Origin of the sequence: Vibrio barjaei, from assembly GCF_001639065.2 — a bacterium.
In the GTDB taxonomy this organism is placed as follows: Bacteria; Pseudomonadota; Gammaproteobacteria; order Enterobacterales; family Vibrionaceae; genus Vibrio; species Vibrio barjaei.
The window spans coordinates 109,348-126,152 of the sequence record NZ_LQXO02000053.1 but is presented as its reverse complement, the minus strand read 5'-3'; the positions used below and the strand labels follow the sequence as shown (position 1 = coordinate 126,152).

Here is a 16,805-nt window from a genome sequence, read left to right as displayed (position 1 = left end):
TTTTTGTTAAACGTTGGAAAAATATTGATTTATTAACAAAAATTAGCACTATGCATAACAGGGAATTTAAACGCAATTTGCGTAGCATTGAGAGCTAATGATGAAAACGAAAAGTATTGTCCTCTATTTACTTGTACTAGTGTTTTCTGGTTGTGCCACTTACGCTGGCTTAAACTATGACCAGCTATTTGGAAAACCAGAAGTCCGAGAAAGAACCGTTACCCCAACCTCACCCACCGCAGATTATTTTCTTACTGAAGTTAAACCTATTATCGATAATCGCTGTGTTGTATGTCATGCATGTTATGACGCTCCTTGTCAGTTAAAACTGTCTTCTGTTGATGGAATCGACAGAGGAGCTAGTAAAGAAATGGTATATCAAGGCACTCGCCTAACGGCTTCGCAACCAACGAGATTATTTGAAGACGCACAAAATACCTCTGAGTGGCGTGAACTGGGCTTCTTTCCTGTTTTGAATGAACGTCAACAGACATTAGCTGGTAACTTGGACGCTGGGTTGGTGTCTCGAATGATCACTCAAAAAGCCAGACATCCTCTTCCAGAAACGGCACAACTTGAAGGCTTTGATTTCTCTATTGATCGCACTCAAGTTTGTCCGACTATTGAAGAATATGACGCTTATGAATCAGATTACCCGCTTTGGGGAATGCCTTTTGGTATGCCTAATTTGGAACCATCGGAGTATCAAACGTTGATTGCTTGGTTAGGTGGGGGGGCAAAAATGAACGCGCCTATCCCGCTGACGTCAGAAGAACAAATGATGGTCGACAAGTATGAAGTGCTATTAAACAAAAGTGCTCGTAAAAACCAGCTTGCGGCTCGCTATATATATGAACATTTGTATTTGTCTCACTTGTATTTTTCCGAAATTGAGTCTCAACGTCGATTTTTCACCATTGTTCGTTCAGCAACTCCTCCAGGAGAGCCATTAAAGCGTATCGTCACTAGAAGGCCTTATGACGCACCGGGTGTGGACCGCGTCTACTACCGTCTAGTTCCCGTTCGAAGCACAATTGTTGACAAAACACACATGCCGTTTGCACTTAACGACCAGAAACTGGAACAATGGGATGAATGGTTTATTGAACCGGATTACGTTGTTCAAACCTTGCCGAGCTACGATATTAATGTCGCAGCTAATCCTATGACTGCTTTCAAAGACATACCTGTGAAGGCACGCTTTAGCTTTATGTTAGACAATGCGCAAAACACAATTATGGCGTATATCAAGGGGCCAGTTTGCCGCGGACAGTTAGCGCTCAATGTAATAAACGATCGTTTTTGGGTATTCTTCTTAGATCCAGATAAATCCGATATCCCCGCTGTAGACCAGTTTTATCAAGATCAGGCTGAAAACTTAAAACTCCCCAGTGAGTTAGAAAGCAATACTGTTCCAGTCACTAATTGGGTGAAGTATTCGAATCAACAAGCTCGATATCTGGAGGCTAAATCAGAGTTTATGAACACGTGGTTCAAGGGCGGAAAGCATCTGACCACTGACGTACTTTGGACCGGTGATGGAGAGAACCAAAATGCTGCGCTAACAGTCTTTAGACATTTCGACAGTGCGTCCGTTGTTCAAGGTCTAGTTGGCACTAAACCCAAAACGGCATGGATTCTTGACTATGCATTGCTTGAGCGTATTCATTACCTACTCGTCGCAGGCTTTGATGTTTATGGAAACTTTGGCCATCAACTTATTACTCGTATGTTTATGGACTTCTTACGTATGGAAGGAGAAAGTAACTTTTTAGCGCTACTACCAAATACGGTTAGACATGAAGAATTCAGCAGCTGGTATCAAGACCAAAGTCCGCAATTTAGTGCGTTCTTACAACGAAACATCAAGCCATTTAGTCAACCGACGCAAGAACTTTACTTAACCACAGATTACAAATCTGAGTTATTTGACAAGATTGAAGCAAAGCTTGAGCCAGTGTTGCATGACCGATTTAAAATCGTCAACACAGGTCTTTCTGCAGAAAATGAAGCCTTGCTTCAGCAAATCGATAGTATCACAGGTGAAGGGCTTAAATCCGTACCGCAGATTATTATGGTTATGATAGAAACCGAGTCAGGTAATGAACAGTTATTTACGCTTCTGCACAATAATGCTCACATAAATATTTCGAGCTTATTTTCAGAAGAAGCCAACCGCGATTACAAGAATGACAGTCTCACATTTGTGCGTGGAGTGATCGGCAGCTACCCTGCTGCGTACCTAACTCTCAAAGAACGCGAAATTGAAAATTTCGTTAACGATCTTAAAAATATTCAGGATGAACAGAGTTACATAAAACTGCTCGACAATTATGCAGTTAGACGTAGTAGCAAAAATTTTTGGGACTTTAGCGACCGCGTTCACGAGTTTTACCAACGCACCCAGCCTATCGAATTTGGTCTTTTGGACTATAATCGATTTGAGAACAGATAGGTGCTCTCCGGAACTCTTTGGAGGTGTATGATGAGCATTAAAGATAGCATTGAAGCCATCGAGCAACAGATATATGTTGCCTGTTCAGACGGCGACTACGAGGCCGTGAATATGTTGGAACACCAACTTGAACATTTGAGAGGACTCTCAAACAGAGGACTTGATGAAGACCCTTATGCGATTGAACATCGTACCTTCTATGAAGACGAACGGTAAACCATCAAGGACGATCTAATAAAGGGCTCATTTGAGCCCTTTTTTTATTTCATGATTTATAGTGAGCTGATCACCATACACCGCAGCGAGACGCCCGTCCGGATCATACAAGGTGATTTCACCATCCTGCCATCGAATAGCGACCAAGTTATATTCGCCTACCATCTGATAGCTAGGTACTAATAGAGCCTTAACCTCAGGACGTTGTTGAATTGCTTGGTATAGAACCCATCCCAAAGGCTGCTTTTTCTTCAACAGTTCAAGTCGCCAACCTGAAGAGAACTCTTGATAATATAAACGTAAGTCGAGTACGCCATTTATGTCGACATGGTATGAGCATAGTGTCATTGGATCGAGCAAACGTGTCGATGCGCCACCAGCTATCTCAGCAATACACGTTTCCGGTTTCAAACTTAAGTAAAGTGCGGGTGACCCCTTAGGGTTGAATCGCCCACCCGCGCGCACAGCCCCTTCAGTACTAAGTGGAGACCATGCCCAAACAGGGTTATGCATTCGATAACAAACACCTTGAAACCTAGTTAAAGGTGCAGAAAGCAGGTTGGATATCAATGGATTGTTTTGACTTAAAATCACTCAAAAGAACCCATTTCTTTAGCTGTGATGTAATCGTTCAATGCCGCTACACCTTCAGCTTTATACTGCTTAATGATCTCCGAAGGCGTCAGTCTACCAAACGAAGCGATCGGTTCACCAATAAACCATGACCAAGCTGCTTGCTCACTCGAAAACCATGGTTGAACCCTTCTTAAGAGTGCATGGACTTCTAAAAGACGAGTTTGAATCCTCGCTTGCTTTATGCGGTCCACTCGTTTTAATGACTGAACAGGTAAGTCCACAAATAAAGCGATATGATCAACTGTCGTGTAAAACGCGTTGGCCCAAAGTTTGGGATCTTCTATCCCTTCACGTTGTAAACTCAACATCAGCACCTCGACATATTAATGACATGAAATTACGTCAATTATACGTCAAACTTAGCAAATAGTCACCTTTTGGCTCAACCTGTATGTTTATCCAGTACTGATATCAGCGAGTCTACTGACATTCTCTGAGCCGTAACTAAAGGTTCAAGTAATTCTAAATATCGTCCAAGTTGGTCTTCTGAAGATTCGATTGACAAACAGATTTCAAAAAGTCTGCTTAAGCCAAGGGAGCCTGCTGAACCCTTCATTTTGTGCGCTAATGCCTTAATATCTTTTGCGTTGTCAATTTGTGCGGCTTGTTCTAACTCGTGTAACGCCTGCTCACTTGAGCTAGTAAATGCGCCTACAATCTTGGTCATTCTTTCGATTCCCAGCACTTTGATGTCTGCCTCAATAACGCTAGGGTCGATAATACCCGTTTGTTCAATAGCAGGTTCTTCGTAAGTAGAAATTGCATGTTCTTGATTTTTCATTTCGAAATCACTGCCTTTTAACTTAGTTTGAATCATCTCTTTTAACGCTTCCCTATCTACAGGCTTAGGGAGGTAGCCATCAAAACCAGCTTCCAAATAACTTTCAACTTCTTCACTAAATACATGAGCTGAAACGGCGATCATAGGAGCATGATGTTTTTGCGCTTGAGAGACCTCGATTTCACGAAGTTGGTGCATTAGGTCGACACCATTGCAATCTGGAAGGTTGATATCGACTAAGACTACGTCAAAGTCGTTATGAGAAAAGATATGTTTTGCATCATGGCCACTTTCAGCACAAATGACATGGTGTCCCATATTCATTAAAAACCCTTCAGCCACCATTGCGTTCACTGCATTATCTTCGATCAACAGGATGCGACCATTTACTGTTTTAGTGATGCCAAGCGGTTGGATTATTTCTTGTTTATCTATAGTGCACTGCTCTAGTGGAACGACGAACCAAAAGCGGCTACCTTCTTCTAAGTAGGAATCAACGTAAATTGCCCCATTCATCGCTCTTACCAATTTTTGGCTGATAGCTAGGCCAAGCCCAGTACCGCCTGCTGATGAATTCCCATTTTCAGCTTGAGTAAATGCGTCAAACAGATTGAGCTGATCCTCAGGACTGATTCCAATCCCCGTATCCGAAACCTCTACCATCACACATGTTTCGTCATCTGGATCGAGTGAAACGTAAATATCCACTTGGCCTGAAGATGTGAACTTAATGGCATTGCCAACGAGGTTATTGAGCACTTGGCTTAATCGAGTTACATCGCCACAATAGACGTCAGACACGTCACTTTCGATATGAAACTTAAAGTCGAGACCTTTCTCTAAAGCTTTGCCTAACATAAGTTGATAGCAATCTTGGATCATACGATAAAGATCAAACGGCTTGTTTCTTATTTCTAAATGCCCTGCTTCTATCTTGGAGTAATCAAGCACATCATTGAGAATAGCAAGCAGGTTCTGACCACTTCGATTAATGACATCAAGAAACTTCTGTTGTTGGCCGTTTAATGGTGTCTCTTCCATTAAAGCTGCTGTACCGAGAACCCCATTCATAGGAGTGCGTATTTCGTGGCTCATTGTCGCCAAAAATGCCGATTTAGCACGATTTGCCTGTTCCGCGGCATTTCTCGCTTTAGCGTGGTTGAGTACTTCTTGATTTAATCGTTCATTACTCTTCTGAAGTTGTAACGTTCGATCTGCCACGATCTCTTCAAGATGTTCTTTGTGCTCTTGAAGCTCTCTTTTTGCGGCGGCTTCAGCCTCAGCAACCACCTTAAGTGCTTGAGCAGTATTGCGAGCAGTGATGATGGCTTGTCCCATATGAGCAAGTTCGTCATTACCCTTAACAGTAACATCTACCTTTAATTGGCCCTTAGCAATGGAAAGTAATGCTGATGAGTATTCACCTAGACGTTTTACTACGGACACATAGACAACTCGCCATACAATCAAAACAACAACGACAAAACCTGCAATAGATAAAAGTGCTAACGTCCATTGTGCAAAACTTAATGTCGAAGATAGCTCAGCCACCGCTTTCGTGGTCGCCGCATTTGACTGATCGACCAATTTTGACACGGTGGAGTTTAACGACGTAAGCTGCTCTAGCGTCTCTTGCATCAATGCTTTAGAGCGTTGTCTAACATTGTGTTTCTGATTTAGTAATGAGAAAACGCGCTTTCCTTGAGATAGTTCAGCCAAAAGCTCACTCATTTGCTTAGAACGAGCAGGATCTTCAACCCCTTTGACTCGTCTTGTCATAATACTGATGTTGTTTTGATAGTCCTTTTGCAGTTCTTCAATTCGACCGAGATCTGAAACTGTACGACTCTCCTCAATTTGATTTAGAGTCTTAAAAGCCAATAAGTGCAATTCGTGTAATCGCTCAGACAAGTCAAGGTCAACTTCCACCAAACTGTCTAGCGCATCTAAAGCGTCGGCTTTATTCTCTTGTTCCAGCAAGCGATATATATGAGTCACATTCGCAACGGCGATAGTACTAGTATTGAGCACCTGAGTACGTGTTAGCTGCTCAAGTTCTTCGGCTTTTACTCTTAGAAGTTCGACTTCATCGTTAATAGACTGATCCAAGGTAATAGATTGCTCTACAGCAACCCCAAGTTCGACGAGACTATCAATAATTGATTGAACATAGTTCTCAAGCTCGTTGAGCAATTGCGAATCAAATGAGTCTGAACCTAACGTTTTAATATGAGTGAGGAGTGCTTCCAAACGTGAAAACAGCACTTTGCCGGCTTCTTGGTGTTGTTCTTTGGTTTTCGCATTAGACAGGGTTTGGACAGAAGCAATGATACGAGTACTCAGCTCTGATACTTCACGCGCTTCGAGCATTGAAGGAATGGCGGTATCGACAACATTACGCTCTGTTTTAGCAACAAATGAGAACCCTGATACACCGATAGCCGTTGATAGCAAAACCAACATCGCCATAACAAGAAACGAGAATAATAATTTACGGCCAATACTGGCTTTAGAGAGTAACATTAACCACTCCGGCAGAATCCACTTCTTTACTCTTTGATAGTACGCTATATTTTGCAGTGTTGAAGATAGAGATGCCACTAAACGATTAACCAATGTCAAAAAAAAACATATTCCATTCCATTTTCTATGTTGCCTTGCTCATTTCTAGCTTGCAAGCCATCGCGTCTCAGGAAAAGATCTGTGCAATCTATCCTCACCTCAAGGATTCCTATTGGCTATCCGTTAACTACGGCATGGTTCAAGAAGCCAAAGAGCAAAAAGTAGAGTTGAAAGTGTTAGAGTCTGGCGGCTACCCCAATATTGAAAAACAAAGGGCTCAATTGAGCGCCTGTCGTCAATGGAACGCGGATGCCATTATTCTGGGTACCGTCTCTCCTACTGCATTCACTCACGATTTATCCGCATATACAGGTGATGTACCAGTTTTTGCCACCGTTAATCACCTTGTCGTCGACAAACAACAAGAGAGACACGTGAAAGGCGTAGTTGGCGTTGATTGGTACTGGATGGGCTACAAAGTTGGCGACTATCTCGCTAAGAAACACCCAAAGGGAACTGGAATTACTCCTGTGGCATTGTTACCTGGCCCTCGCTCTAGTGGCGGTACGAAACCTGTCATTCTTGGTTTTCTGGAAGCCATCAAAGATAGCGACATCAATGTAATCGAAACTCTGTGGGCCGACAATGACAAGGAGTTACAGCGTAACCTAGTTCAACAAGTTATAGAAGACCACGATAATCTGGCATATATCGTTGGAAGCGCTGTTGCGATTGAAGCCGCAATCAGCGAGTTACGAAGCTCTGGAAAAGAAGATAGCATTGAGTTGTTGTCCATCTACCTCAGTCACGGTGTCTATCGAGGGTTATTGCGAGACAAAGTTCAGCTTGCTCCTACAGATAAGATGGTGGAACAAGGTCGCCTATCATTGCTTCAAGCTACTTCTTACTTGAGAGGAATACCATTTAAAAAGGACCAAGCACCTAGTATTGAGGTTCTTTCACCGACACACTTATCAAGTCTCGCAATTGAAAAGTCACTATCTCCTACAGGCTATCGGCCTGTCTTCTCAGTCCAAGGGGATTAACTGTCACAGATATCAGTTATCATCATTGATACTGTGTAATACAACCATTAACATCAAAAAGTATCTGAATACCTTTCAATTCCAATAACGAATATGGCAATACATGGTTATTGAAAACATGGTTATTGGAATTGGAAGATAAACACTTAGGAACTGAGTCAAATGCAAAAAACTATTCGTACCATGCCAGCACATAAACATATAGCCCTGGTCGCACATGACCATTACAAACCAGAATTGCTGCGCTGGGTGCAAGAGAATAAAGAGAAGTTACAAGGTCACTTTCTCTATGCGACCGGCACCACTGGTCACATGTTAAGTAAAGAGACTGGTCTGGCAATCAAAAGTATGATTAGTGGCCCAATGGGTGGCGACCAACAAATCGGTGCGTTGATCTCTGAAGGAAAACTAGACATGCTGATTTTCTTCTGGGACCCACTAAATGCGGTACCGCATGATCCTGATGTTAAAGCCCTACTGCGTATTGCTAGTGTTTGGAATATTCCTGTCGCGACAAACCGTGCAACGGCCAACTTCCTGTTTGAGTCAAACCTTTTAGAGCAAGAAGTTGAAATCGAAGTGCCAGATTACGATGCGTATCTAGCAGAGCGAGTCTAGATACTCGAACAAAGCGCCAGTTACTACTGGCGCTGTAACTTGCGATTTTAACTCCGAGCTAAATGTTCCAACAGTGCAGCATTTACTTGCTCCGCCGCCTCAAACTGCAATACGTGACCAGCATTCTTCAACAACACGAAGGTTGTGTTTTCACCCAACATGTCAACTACCCTGCTAGCATCTTGGACTGGTATTACTTTGTCTTGGTCCCCCCAAATGACCAATTTTTTTATGCCACTTAGTCCGACTAATTTATAATCTTCACTAGGGTCTTTGGAGATTAGGTTATTAGCCGTATCGATAATGGCTCTTCTGAAACCTTTGTATTGCATCTGTTCTGCAAATCTCTTTTCCCAATTAAGCTGTTTTTCCGGATAGACTAAATCATTAAGTTGATTAGCGGCAAGCTTCGGAATAAAGAAACTATATCCAAGCCATTTGCCAATGACCGGTAGTGTCAATGCCCCAAGATCAACAGGTTGATTGAACGGCGCAATGTAACCAACACTCAGTACTTTATGAGGGAATGTTGACGCGTAGGCCGATACTATTGCGCCTCCCATAGACAAACCAATCAAGTGAAATTTATCCGACGGCACAACTGCCTGCGTTAGTTCTTCTATCTGGTTAACGAATAACTGGCGATCATAGATTGTGTTAGGTCGGTCGCTATAACCGCGTCCATATAAATCAAAAGTTAGTACTCTGTACCCAGCACTAGTCAGTGAAGATACGTTTTTCTCCCACATATATGAAGGTGCAGAAAAACCATGAATCAAGACCACTACGTCGCCACTGTCATCTCCTTGTAAATCGTAATGAACATAACCCTTTGATAGTTTGATTACTCTTCCAGGAACCAGATCTCGGCTATATTGGTCGAGGTAACACTTCTCCTTATTACGAATAATAGGTAACAATAGAACGGCAAATATAACAATTGAAATAGAGATAAGTAGCATCGAAACACTCAGGTAATTTAGATTGACTTATATTAGGTGTTTCGTGATGACGGTTCACCTGACCAAGCGAACAAAGTATGCATTTCTCTAATGGTACGGTAGCATTGCTATCTTTCGAGACACTATATGTGCTGCAGCAATGCCATTGTTTAAAAAGACTAAGTCTTGAGAAGTTACGGCAGATAGTTGTTCATTTCATGTAGGAGTTTTTCTCTGCGCACAGGCTTTGGCACATACGCATCCATTCCTGCATCAAAACACTTCTGAATATCATCATCGACCACACTCGCTGTTAACGCGATTATTGGCGTTGGGTTCAATCCATTCTCTTTCTCGTACGAACGGATATCCTGTGTTGCATGAAAACCATCTTTTACTGGCATCATACAGTCCATCAAAATGACATCGAACTTACCTTGACTGATAAATAGCTCCAATGCTTCTTGGCCATCAGCCGCTATTACGTAATCAAACCCGGCTTTTTTGAGATGTAATGATGCAACCTTCTGATTAACCAAATTATCTTCCACCAACAGAACTCTTCCAGAAGACAGGGCATCAGACACAGACTCAGTCTCTACTGGTGCTGGATTAGATTTAGGAGTCTGTTCAATCGGTGTATTGCTATCGAGTGTGATAGGATTATCAACTGTACCTTTTAGCTCAATAGCAGACACGATCTTTTCTTTGAGTATTTCGGCTTTGAAGGGCTTAGGAACATAATCATCCATACCTGAGTCAAAACACTTCTGAATGTCATCATCGACCACACTCGCAGTCAAAGCAATAATTGGAGTACGAGGTAGATGGTTATCGGATTCGTGATTTCGTATTTTTTCTGTCGCTTCGAATCCGTCCATAATAGGCATCATACAGTCCATCAAAATAAACGCGTAGCCTGCATCTTTCTTATAAAGCTCAATAGCTTCTACACCGTTGTTTGCAACATCATATTCAAGCCCCATCTTGTTAAGGTGCAGGCTCGCTACTTTTTGATTCACGATATTATCTTCAACTAACAGGGCTTTGACTCGCTTAGTCGCACAAGTGTCGCTGTTTGGAGCAGTTACCCCCTTATCTAACGTCCTACAGCAAGCCTCTAGAGATTTCAAAAGTCGATTACCCAGCAGAGGGTAAGTAATGAGTGCGCAAATGTTATTGCCAAAGTCCTTATTCGAACTTTCAAATTGTCTGATTAAACATATTGCCGTTCGGTTCGCTTGAATCTCAGCAAAGCGTGTTTCATCCTTATCTGAATTGACGTCTCCACCTTCAACATAGATTAATAAGGTCTTTTTCTGTGGATTGAGCAAGTCAGCCTCATGAATTGAACGGCAAACCCGCGCAATGTTCAGCTGATAAAAGCCAAGTTCAGTACGTAAACGCTGCTCATAGGCTACTGAATCACAAACGATGACAAGCTCATCTAAGACTAATGGACTACGGTGCTGGTAGTCTCTTTCATCAATGGCTAATTCTAGTGTGAAGTAAAAGCGACTCCCTACTCCCTTAACAGAATCAAGTTGGATCTCCCCTCCCATCAATTCAATCAATTGAGTGCTGATCGCTAATCCTAGACCCGTACCTCCAAACTGTCGCGTTGTGGAGTCATCTTCTTGAGCAAACGCTTCAAAGATTTTGGATTGCCTTTCTTTGTCGATGCCAATGCCCGAATCCTGAACTTCAAACATCAACGACGCCATGTTATTAGACTCGCCTTGATAGTGTACTCCTATGGTAACACTACCTTTATCAGTGAACTTGACGGCATTAGACATAAAATTCATTAACACTTGACGCATACGGTGATCATCAGCGAGAACACGAAACGGAACGTTCTGATCGATATCAACGTTTAGCTCTATGCCTTTCTCTTTAACTTTTGGTGCCACGATCGATGCGATGTCATAAATCGTTTCCCGAATAGAGGTAGAGTGTGGGTTGATTTGAAGCATCCCTGATTCAATCTTCGAAAAGTCGAGGATGTCATTGATTAGGCTTAATAGCAGCTGGGATGAAGTCTCAATCGTATCAACGTAATCTTTTTGAGTAGCAGTCAGCACCGTATCAGACAAGACTTCAGAAATACCGATAACCCCGTTTAAAGGGGTACGAATTTCGTGTGACATGTTCGCCAAAAAACTACTTTTCGCTTTACTTGCTTCGATGGCATTCTCTTTCGCCTGCTCAGCTGCGTTTTTAGCTTCGAGCAATTTACGTTGGCTCTCTTGCTGCTCGTTCGTCAACCTTTCGACTTCACGTGCAAAGCGGCTTAATTCGTCTTTACCACCAATTCGTGCCGTTAGCGGTATATTTCCAATACTTTTTTCATTCTCTAGGAATGATAGGACCAGACTCAAGTTTCGAGTTACACGATGAGCAAGACTTATCCCAATGCCCACCACCAAGATAGTTAGAACGCCAACTAATGTTAAAAACAATAATCTTTGTTTTTCAAAACCCGAGACAAGTTCTCGAATTTCAGTTCTAAGTTGTACTTCAATAGACTGAGACACGCCCTGAATCAAATTAAGCCTTAAATCTAGCGCTTCCATCCCAAGCTTAATATCTGCTATAGGTAAATCAGTTGCGCTCTTAGTATTTAAAAGCTGCTCTCTAAAAACACTGCTTTGTTCAAAAGCAAGATTAGAAAAGGCTCTCAGCAACAAACTAACTTGAGTTTCATCCGCATTTATCGCGATAAATCTCTCCACAAAAAGTTGCTGGCTTTGCACTAAGTTAACTATCGACTCTCTTGTTGATAGCATCGCTGCTCTATCCTTTTGATCGTCGCTTACTAACGTATTGATCTGCCAAATCTCTTCCCCTGCCCAGAACATTAGCCACTCTAATTGTGCGAGTGATACCAGATGTCCATCGACTTTTGGTATCACGGCCGTTAACGGAGTTTTCTCTACAAACAGCAGCAATTGCTTGTAACTCTCATTTTGCCAATCAACGAGCTCATGAGTCTCCGCTATGTCTTGGCTTTCTCTAATCGATTCAATGGTTTCAAAATAATCAATAAGAAGATTATCAATCCGTTTTAGATCTTCTACACCGTATATTTTGGCTGCGTATTGTTGGAGAGAATCAAGGACAGGGGAAAGTTCGACAGTCGTCTTATCTAGTCGCGTACTGTTTGACTGCGATTGTGTATCGGAAAGAATTTCTGAAAAGCGCACTAACGCTTCTACTTTTTCAAGATTGTTTAGTTGGAGATTTAGGGTAGAAATCTGACGAGATGCCAAGAAGATAATTAGTGCTATCGGTAACAATACAAGTAAAAGCATTTTGCGTTGAACCGACAAATTATTCCAAAAGTTAAGTTGCCTCATTCCCTTGCCCAACTAAAGTTTAGATACTTTGAGTGTAGGACATCATTGAGACAGGTCGAACTAATCGACTAATTTAATGATAATTTTTTCCAAAAGTCGGTTATCGCCACCACTTAATACTCTCGTCACGCTCAGGATCCAAATATCGATTTAAGTAGTTTAATAAAGTGTCGAATAAAGAAAGATCGTTCTCAATCTCACTGATGTTCTCTGTTGATGATGTTCTTTCAACCGCCGACTTTAAAGCTGGCAGTTGATCATACAACACTGCATGAGTTGTAGGCGAAACGAGAACTTCTAACTGTGCTAATGCACAATGGGCAATGGATAACGGTTTTACGATTACTTCGGATAAAGGACGTCTAAACACGTTGTCCCTGACCCCTTCCAAATACACTCGGTAAGTTGTGAGTTCATCTAGCAAGGTGAATAACTGTCCATTTACACAGCTGTGAGGATAAGGTACTGAGAAATGCGACTGTATGTCAGGTGAGATATTTAAATTCAACCCTGCTCGCTGGCATTCAGATTTTAGGTAGCGTAGCAAACCTTGCTCATCGAGTAAGGACTGGATCGTTAACATCCTTTCCAAGTGGTAGTCATTCGAAACAAACTTAACCTCAATCTTCGCACCATTTTGTAGCAATTCACTTTCCAAGAGTACCTCTGACAAGTGAATGATGTTTTCCACCGTACTTGTTGATTCCTCTTCTAGCAAAACAGCGCCAACGTTGGAATTATCCATTGGTGAAAGACCAGTTTCAAACGCTTCAAACATTAATCGAGCTTCAGAAACTGACTGTCCATTCGTCACACCACCACAAAAGGCAATGATCGATGAACTACAGTCATTGCTGCTAACATGACGCAAGATTTCTTCGACTCTAGACACCCCTTCCAAAGTGAGTGCATTTTTGTTGAGGCGCTTTCCTAGAACAACGATAAGTTGATCGAATTCCTTTTCTTTCACCGATATCGTCCTTTAAATAATTTCCCAAGAGTGCGTCATTTCAACACCAGCACCAAGCATGAGACATACCGAGCAATATTTCTCCAATGAATCTTTAGTTACCTTAGCCACCAAGGCTTCATCGAGATTGTCGCCACTGATTTCGAAATGGATGTTAATCGCGGTAAAGATTCTTGGCGCGGTTTCACGTCGTTCTGTGGTTAGCTTTGCATTTACCGATGTTACAGCTTGGTTTTCTGACTTTAATCCGTCAACGACATCGACTGAGCTACAACCACCTGCGGCCATTAGAACCATCTCCATTGGACTTGGTGCGGTTTCGCCACCACTGCCATCCATTACGATTGAATGACCAGATTGCGATTGTCCTAAAAACTTGAATCCTTCGATCCATTTCACTTCCGCTTGCATATAAACCTCTGCAGTACGACTGATTATAAAGACTGAGATAGTAACCGATAAAACGGCAATTTGAAATTTTTCAGCAGGCAGCTCTGTCTAATCTAAATAACAAACACTACTTAATTTGGAGCTTTCATGACGAAATTCACCAAACTACTTGTTGCATTAGTAGCGGCTATTCCAATCCTTTGGCTTATGATACCTCGCGAGGGGATGGCTGACTCACCTAAAGCGCAGGGAGCGAATCAAGAGATCGCGACTTTAGCGGGGGGCTGTTTCTGGTGTACTGAGTCAGATTTAGAACAATTGTATGGCGTAACAGAAGTTGTGTCTGGTTATGCGGGTGGTCAGCAGCAAAACCCGACTTACCGACAAGTTGCGAGTGGAAAATCAGGTCATATTGAAGTGATTCAAGTAAGCTATGATGCTGACAAAGTCTCGTACGAACAAGTTCTTGACCACTTCTTTCGTCACATTGATCCAACTGATGATAAAGGCTCATTCGTAGACCGAGGGCCGCAATATCGCCCTGCTATTTTTTACCATAATAGCGAGCAAAAGCACATTGCGGAGCGATTTATGTCTGAGATAGACACACTCGGTGTATTTCAAAAACCTCTCGCTACTGAGTTGATTGCTTTTGATACTTTTTGGCCAGCGGAGGAATACCATCAGGATTTCTACAAAAAAAGCGGCCTGAAGTACAAATACTATCGATATAACTCGGGTCGCGATCAGTATCTGGATGAGATCTTTGGTAAGGATAGGAATGATAATCCAATCACCCTTCGTCAAATGATAGATAGCCAGGCCAATAAAAGCTCATTAAAGCGTTATACAAGGCCAAATAACAACGAAATCAAACAATCCCTTACTGACTTACAGTTCTATGTCACTCAAGAAGATGGTACAGAAAAGCCATTCAACAATGAATATTGGGATAACAAAGAGGATGGTATTTACGTAGATGTTGTTAGCGGAGAGCCTTTATTTTCTTCCACTGACAAGTACAAGTCGGGAACAGGCTGGCCTAGCTTCACTCAACCCATAGATAATGGTTACATTGTCACAAAAACTGATTACAAGATGATTTTTCCGAGGACGGAAGTAAGAAGCAAGTTTGCGGACTCTCATCTTGGACACGTGTTTAAAGATGGTCCCGCTCCTACCGGGCTGCGTTACTGCATGAACTCAGCAGCAATGCGTTTTATTCCAAAATCAAAGCTTGCACAGCAGGGTTATGAAAAATACTTGGCTTTGTTCGACCAATAGGTGGGCAACATAAACTTATGCTGCAAGTGTTGCTCATTTTTCAAAGGTCGAACGCACGCGATACCAGCCTACTCGGTATCGCGTTTCTTTTTGTATCGATAAAATGGTCCGGATCCATAAAATAAAAATCACTTTCTGCATGTACTATTCTTATTAATCTGAGTAATATCCGATAATTACGATTCATTTACTCATTGTTTGTTCTGTACAAATACATTGAGTTAATAGAAAGGCTTCTAACGGCGATGAATAGTTCAATAGATACGCTACAAAACTATATTCAATCTTTTGGCTACGATCTATTAAGTAATCTACTACTGATCACTGGCAGTAGTTTCCTTCTTTGGGTTGTTTGGCGAATATTCTATGGGCGACTTGAAGCACTGACTCAAAGAACCAATCTTGTATGGGATGACCTACTCATTAAAGCGGTTAAGTCTCCGATTAGTGTTCTCATTTGGCTCTGGCCCGCAACTGTATCTATTGGGTTAGTTTTGGCCTCCCATACAGAAACGGATTCGAGTTGGTTAAATAAAGTCGACTTACTGCTTGTTATATCAACCTTCATATGGATTTTTCTTCGACTTATTCAAAACGTTGAAGAATATGTATTGGCTCAGAAAAAACGTGATGAGACAACCGTTCAGGCCATCGCAAAAGTAGCGCGCTTGTTCTTTATCTCTATTGGCATTCTGACGGTAATGCAGGCTCTAGGCCTCAGTCTATCAGGCCTACTTACCTTTGGTGGTGTCGGTGGTTTAGTTGTCGGTCTTGCGGCTAAAGACTTACTGTCTAATTTCTTCGGCGGCATGATGATTTATTTTGACCGCCCCTTTAAGGTCGGTGACTGGATACGCTCTCCAGACCGAGCGATAGAAGGAACAGTGGAACGTATTGGTTGGAGGATGACCATTATTCGTACTTTTGATAAAAGACCGCTTTATGTTCCAAACTCTGTTTTTAGCAACATTGTCGTTGAAAACCCCTCACGTATGCTTAATCGCAGAATATATGAAACGATTGGTCTTCGTTATGACGATGGGGACAAGGTCAGTCAGATTGTTAATGAAGTAAAAACCATGCTAGAAAATCATAAAGATATCGATGCCAAGCAGACACTGATGGTGAATTTCGATAAATTTGGTCCTTCTTCGCTTAACTTTTTTATCTATACCTTTACTAAAACAGTAAACTGGGCTCGCTATCATGAAGTAAAGCAAGATGTCCTATTACAAGTAATGGACATTATTAAGAAAAATGACGCTGATATTGCGTACCCTACGCAAACTTTGAAAGTTGATCCTGTCTCGATTCACGAACACCCCACAGTGAAAGACATCATTGTCGAGTGACTTTAAAAGGGAGCATTTAATGCTCCCTTTTCCTTGGTAAAACGCATTAGGTTTTGAGCTGTCTGGCTTGATACTTTTCTGATTTGAATCCACCATTTCTTTGTTTCATCTTTACCTCAACAGCTCTAGTATTATTGGAAACATCATAATGGATGGACTGCTTTAGGTAAGCATCATTTAATCTAGATTCCCTCG

General features: G+C 41.9%; 13 protein-coding genes. 6 read left to right on the top strand and 7 right to left on the bottom strand.

What is annotated here, in order from left to right; genetic code table 11:
• Positions 1–100 precede the first annotated feature (100 nt).
• On the top strand, positions 101–2,455 hold the full coding sequence (locus AWH66_RS21150) for a fatty acid cis/trans isomerase (protein WP_063603739.1): 2,355 nt from the start codon (positions 101–103) through the stop codon (positions 2,453–2,455).
• Positions 2,456–2,485: 30 nt separating this feature from the next.
• Positions 2,486–2,671 (top strand): hypothetical protein, encoded by a 186-nt coding sequence (locus AWH66_RS21145; RefSeq protein ID WP_006074903.1) that lies wholly within the window; start codon positions 2,486–2,488, stop codon positions 2,669–2,671.
• A gap of 27 nt (positions 2,672–2,698) precedes the next feature.
• Here AWH66_RS21145 and AWH66_RS21140 read toward each other — a convergent pair whose 3' ends face one another.
• The 3 genes from AWH66_RS21140 to torS form a co-directional block, all read right to left on the bottom strand.
• Complete coding sequence (locus tag AWH66_RS21140; protein ID WP_063603594.1) at positions 2,699–3,184, bottom strand: RES family NAD+ phosphorylase; 486 nt, start codon at positions 3,182–3,184, stop codon at positions 2,699–2,701.
• Positions 3,185–3,261: 77 nt separating this feature from the next.
• Positions 3,262–3,615 carry a hypothetical protein gene (locus AWH66_RS21135; protein ID WP_063603595.1) on the bottom strand — a complete coding sequence of 118 codons (354 nt, stop codon included), beginning with the start codon at positions 3,613–3,615 and terminating at the stop codon, positions 3,262–3,264.
• A 74-nt stretch (positions 3,616–3,689) separates the two neighbouring features.
• Positions 3,690–6,611 (bottom strand): TMAO reductase system sensor histidine kinase/response regulator TorS, encoded by a 2,922-nt coding sequence (gene torS, locus AWH66_RS21130; RefSeq protein ID WP_063603596.1) that lies wholly within the window; start codon positions 6,609–6,611, stop codon positions 3,690–3,692.
• 92 nt (positions 6,612–6,703) lie between these two features.
• Here torS and torT point away from each other — a divergent pair, with 92 nt between their 5' ends.
• Both torT and AWH66_RS21120 read left to right on the top strand, forming a co-directional pair.
• Positions 6,704–7,696 carry a TMAO reductase system periplasmic protein TorT gene (gene torT, locus AWH66_RS21125; RefSeq protein WP_063603597.1) on the top strand — a complete coding sequence of 331 codons (993 nt, stop codon included), beginning with the start codon at positions 6,704–6,706 and terminating at the stop codon, positions 7,694–7,696.
• A 162-nt stretch (positions 7,697–7,858) separates the two neighbouring features.
• A complete protein-coding gene (locus AWH66_RS21120; RefSeq protein ID WP_006074898.1) occupies positions 7,859–8,314 on the top strand; it encodes a methylglyoxal synthase in 456 nt (151 codons plus the stop codon).
• 47 nt (positions 8,315–8,361) lie between these two features.
• Here the strand turns inward: AWH66_RS21120 and AWH66_RS21115 are convergent, their stop codons facing one another.
• From AWH66_RS21115 to AWH66_RS21100, 4 genes are all read right to left on the bottom strand, one after another.
• Positions 8,362–9,276: an alpha/beta fold hydrolase gene (locus AWH66_RS21115; protein ID WP_063603598.1), complete on the bottom strand. Its 915-nt coding sequence runs from the start codon at positions 9,274–9,276 to the stop codon at positions 8,362–8,364.
• A gap of 173 nt (positions 9,277–9,449) precedes the next feature.
• Positions 9,450–12,614, bottom strand: a complete 3,165-nt coding sequence (locus tag AWH66_RS21110; RefSeq protein ID WP_063603599.1) for a response regulator — start codon at positions 12,612–12,614, stop codon at positions 9,450–9,452.
• A 100-nt stretch (positions 12,615–12,714) separates the two neighbouring features.
• Positions 12,715–13,584 carry a YdcF family protein gene (locus AWH66_RS21105; protein WP_063603600.1) on the bottom strand — a complete coding sequence of 290 codons (870 nt, stop codon included), beginning with the start codon at positions 13,582–13,584 and terminating at the stop codon, positions 12,715–12,717.
• Positions 13,585–13,596: 12 nt separating this feature from the next.
• A complete protein-coding gene (locus AWH66_RS21100) occupies positions 13,597–13,995 on the bottom strand; it encodes an OsmC family protein (RefSeq protein WP_063603601.1) in 399 nt (132 codons plus the stop codon).
• Positions 13,996–14,181: 186 nt separating this feature from the next.
• On the opposite strand from AWH66_RS21100, the gene msrB reads away from it, so the two are divergent.
• On the top strand, positions 14,182–15,258 hold the full coding sequence (gene msrB, locus AWH66_RS21095; RefSeq protein ID WP_420882872.1) for a peptide-methionine (R)-S-oxide reductase MsrB: 1,077 nt from the start codon (positions 14,182–14,184) through the stop codon (positions 15,256–15,258).
• 245 nt (positions 15,259–15,503) lie between these two features.
• A complete protein-coding gene (locus tag AWH66_RS21090; protein WP_063603603.1) occupies positions 15,504–16,610 on the top strand; it encodes a mechanosensitive ion channel family protein in 1,107 nt (368 codons plus the stop codon).
• The last annotated feature ends 195 nt before the right edge of the window (positions 16,611–16,805 follow it).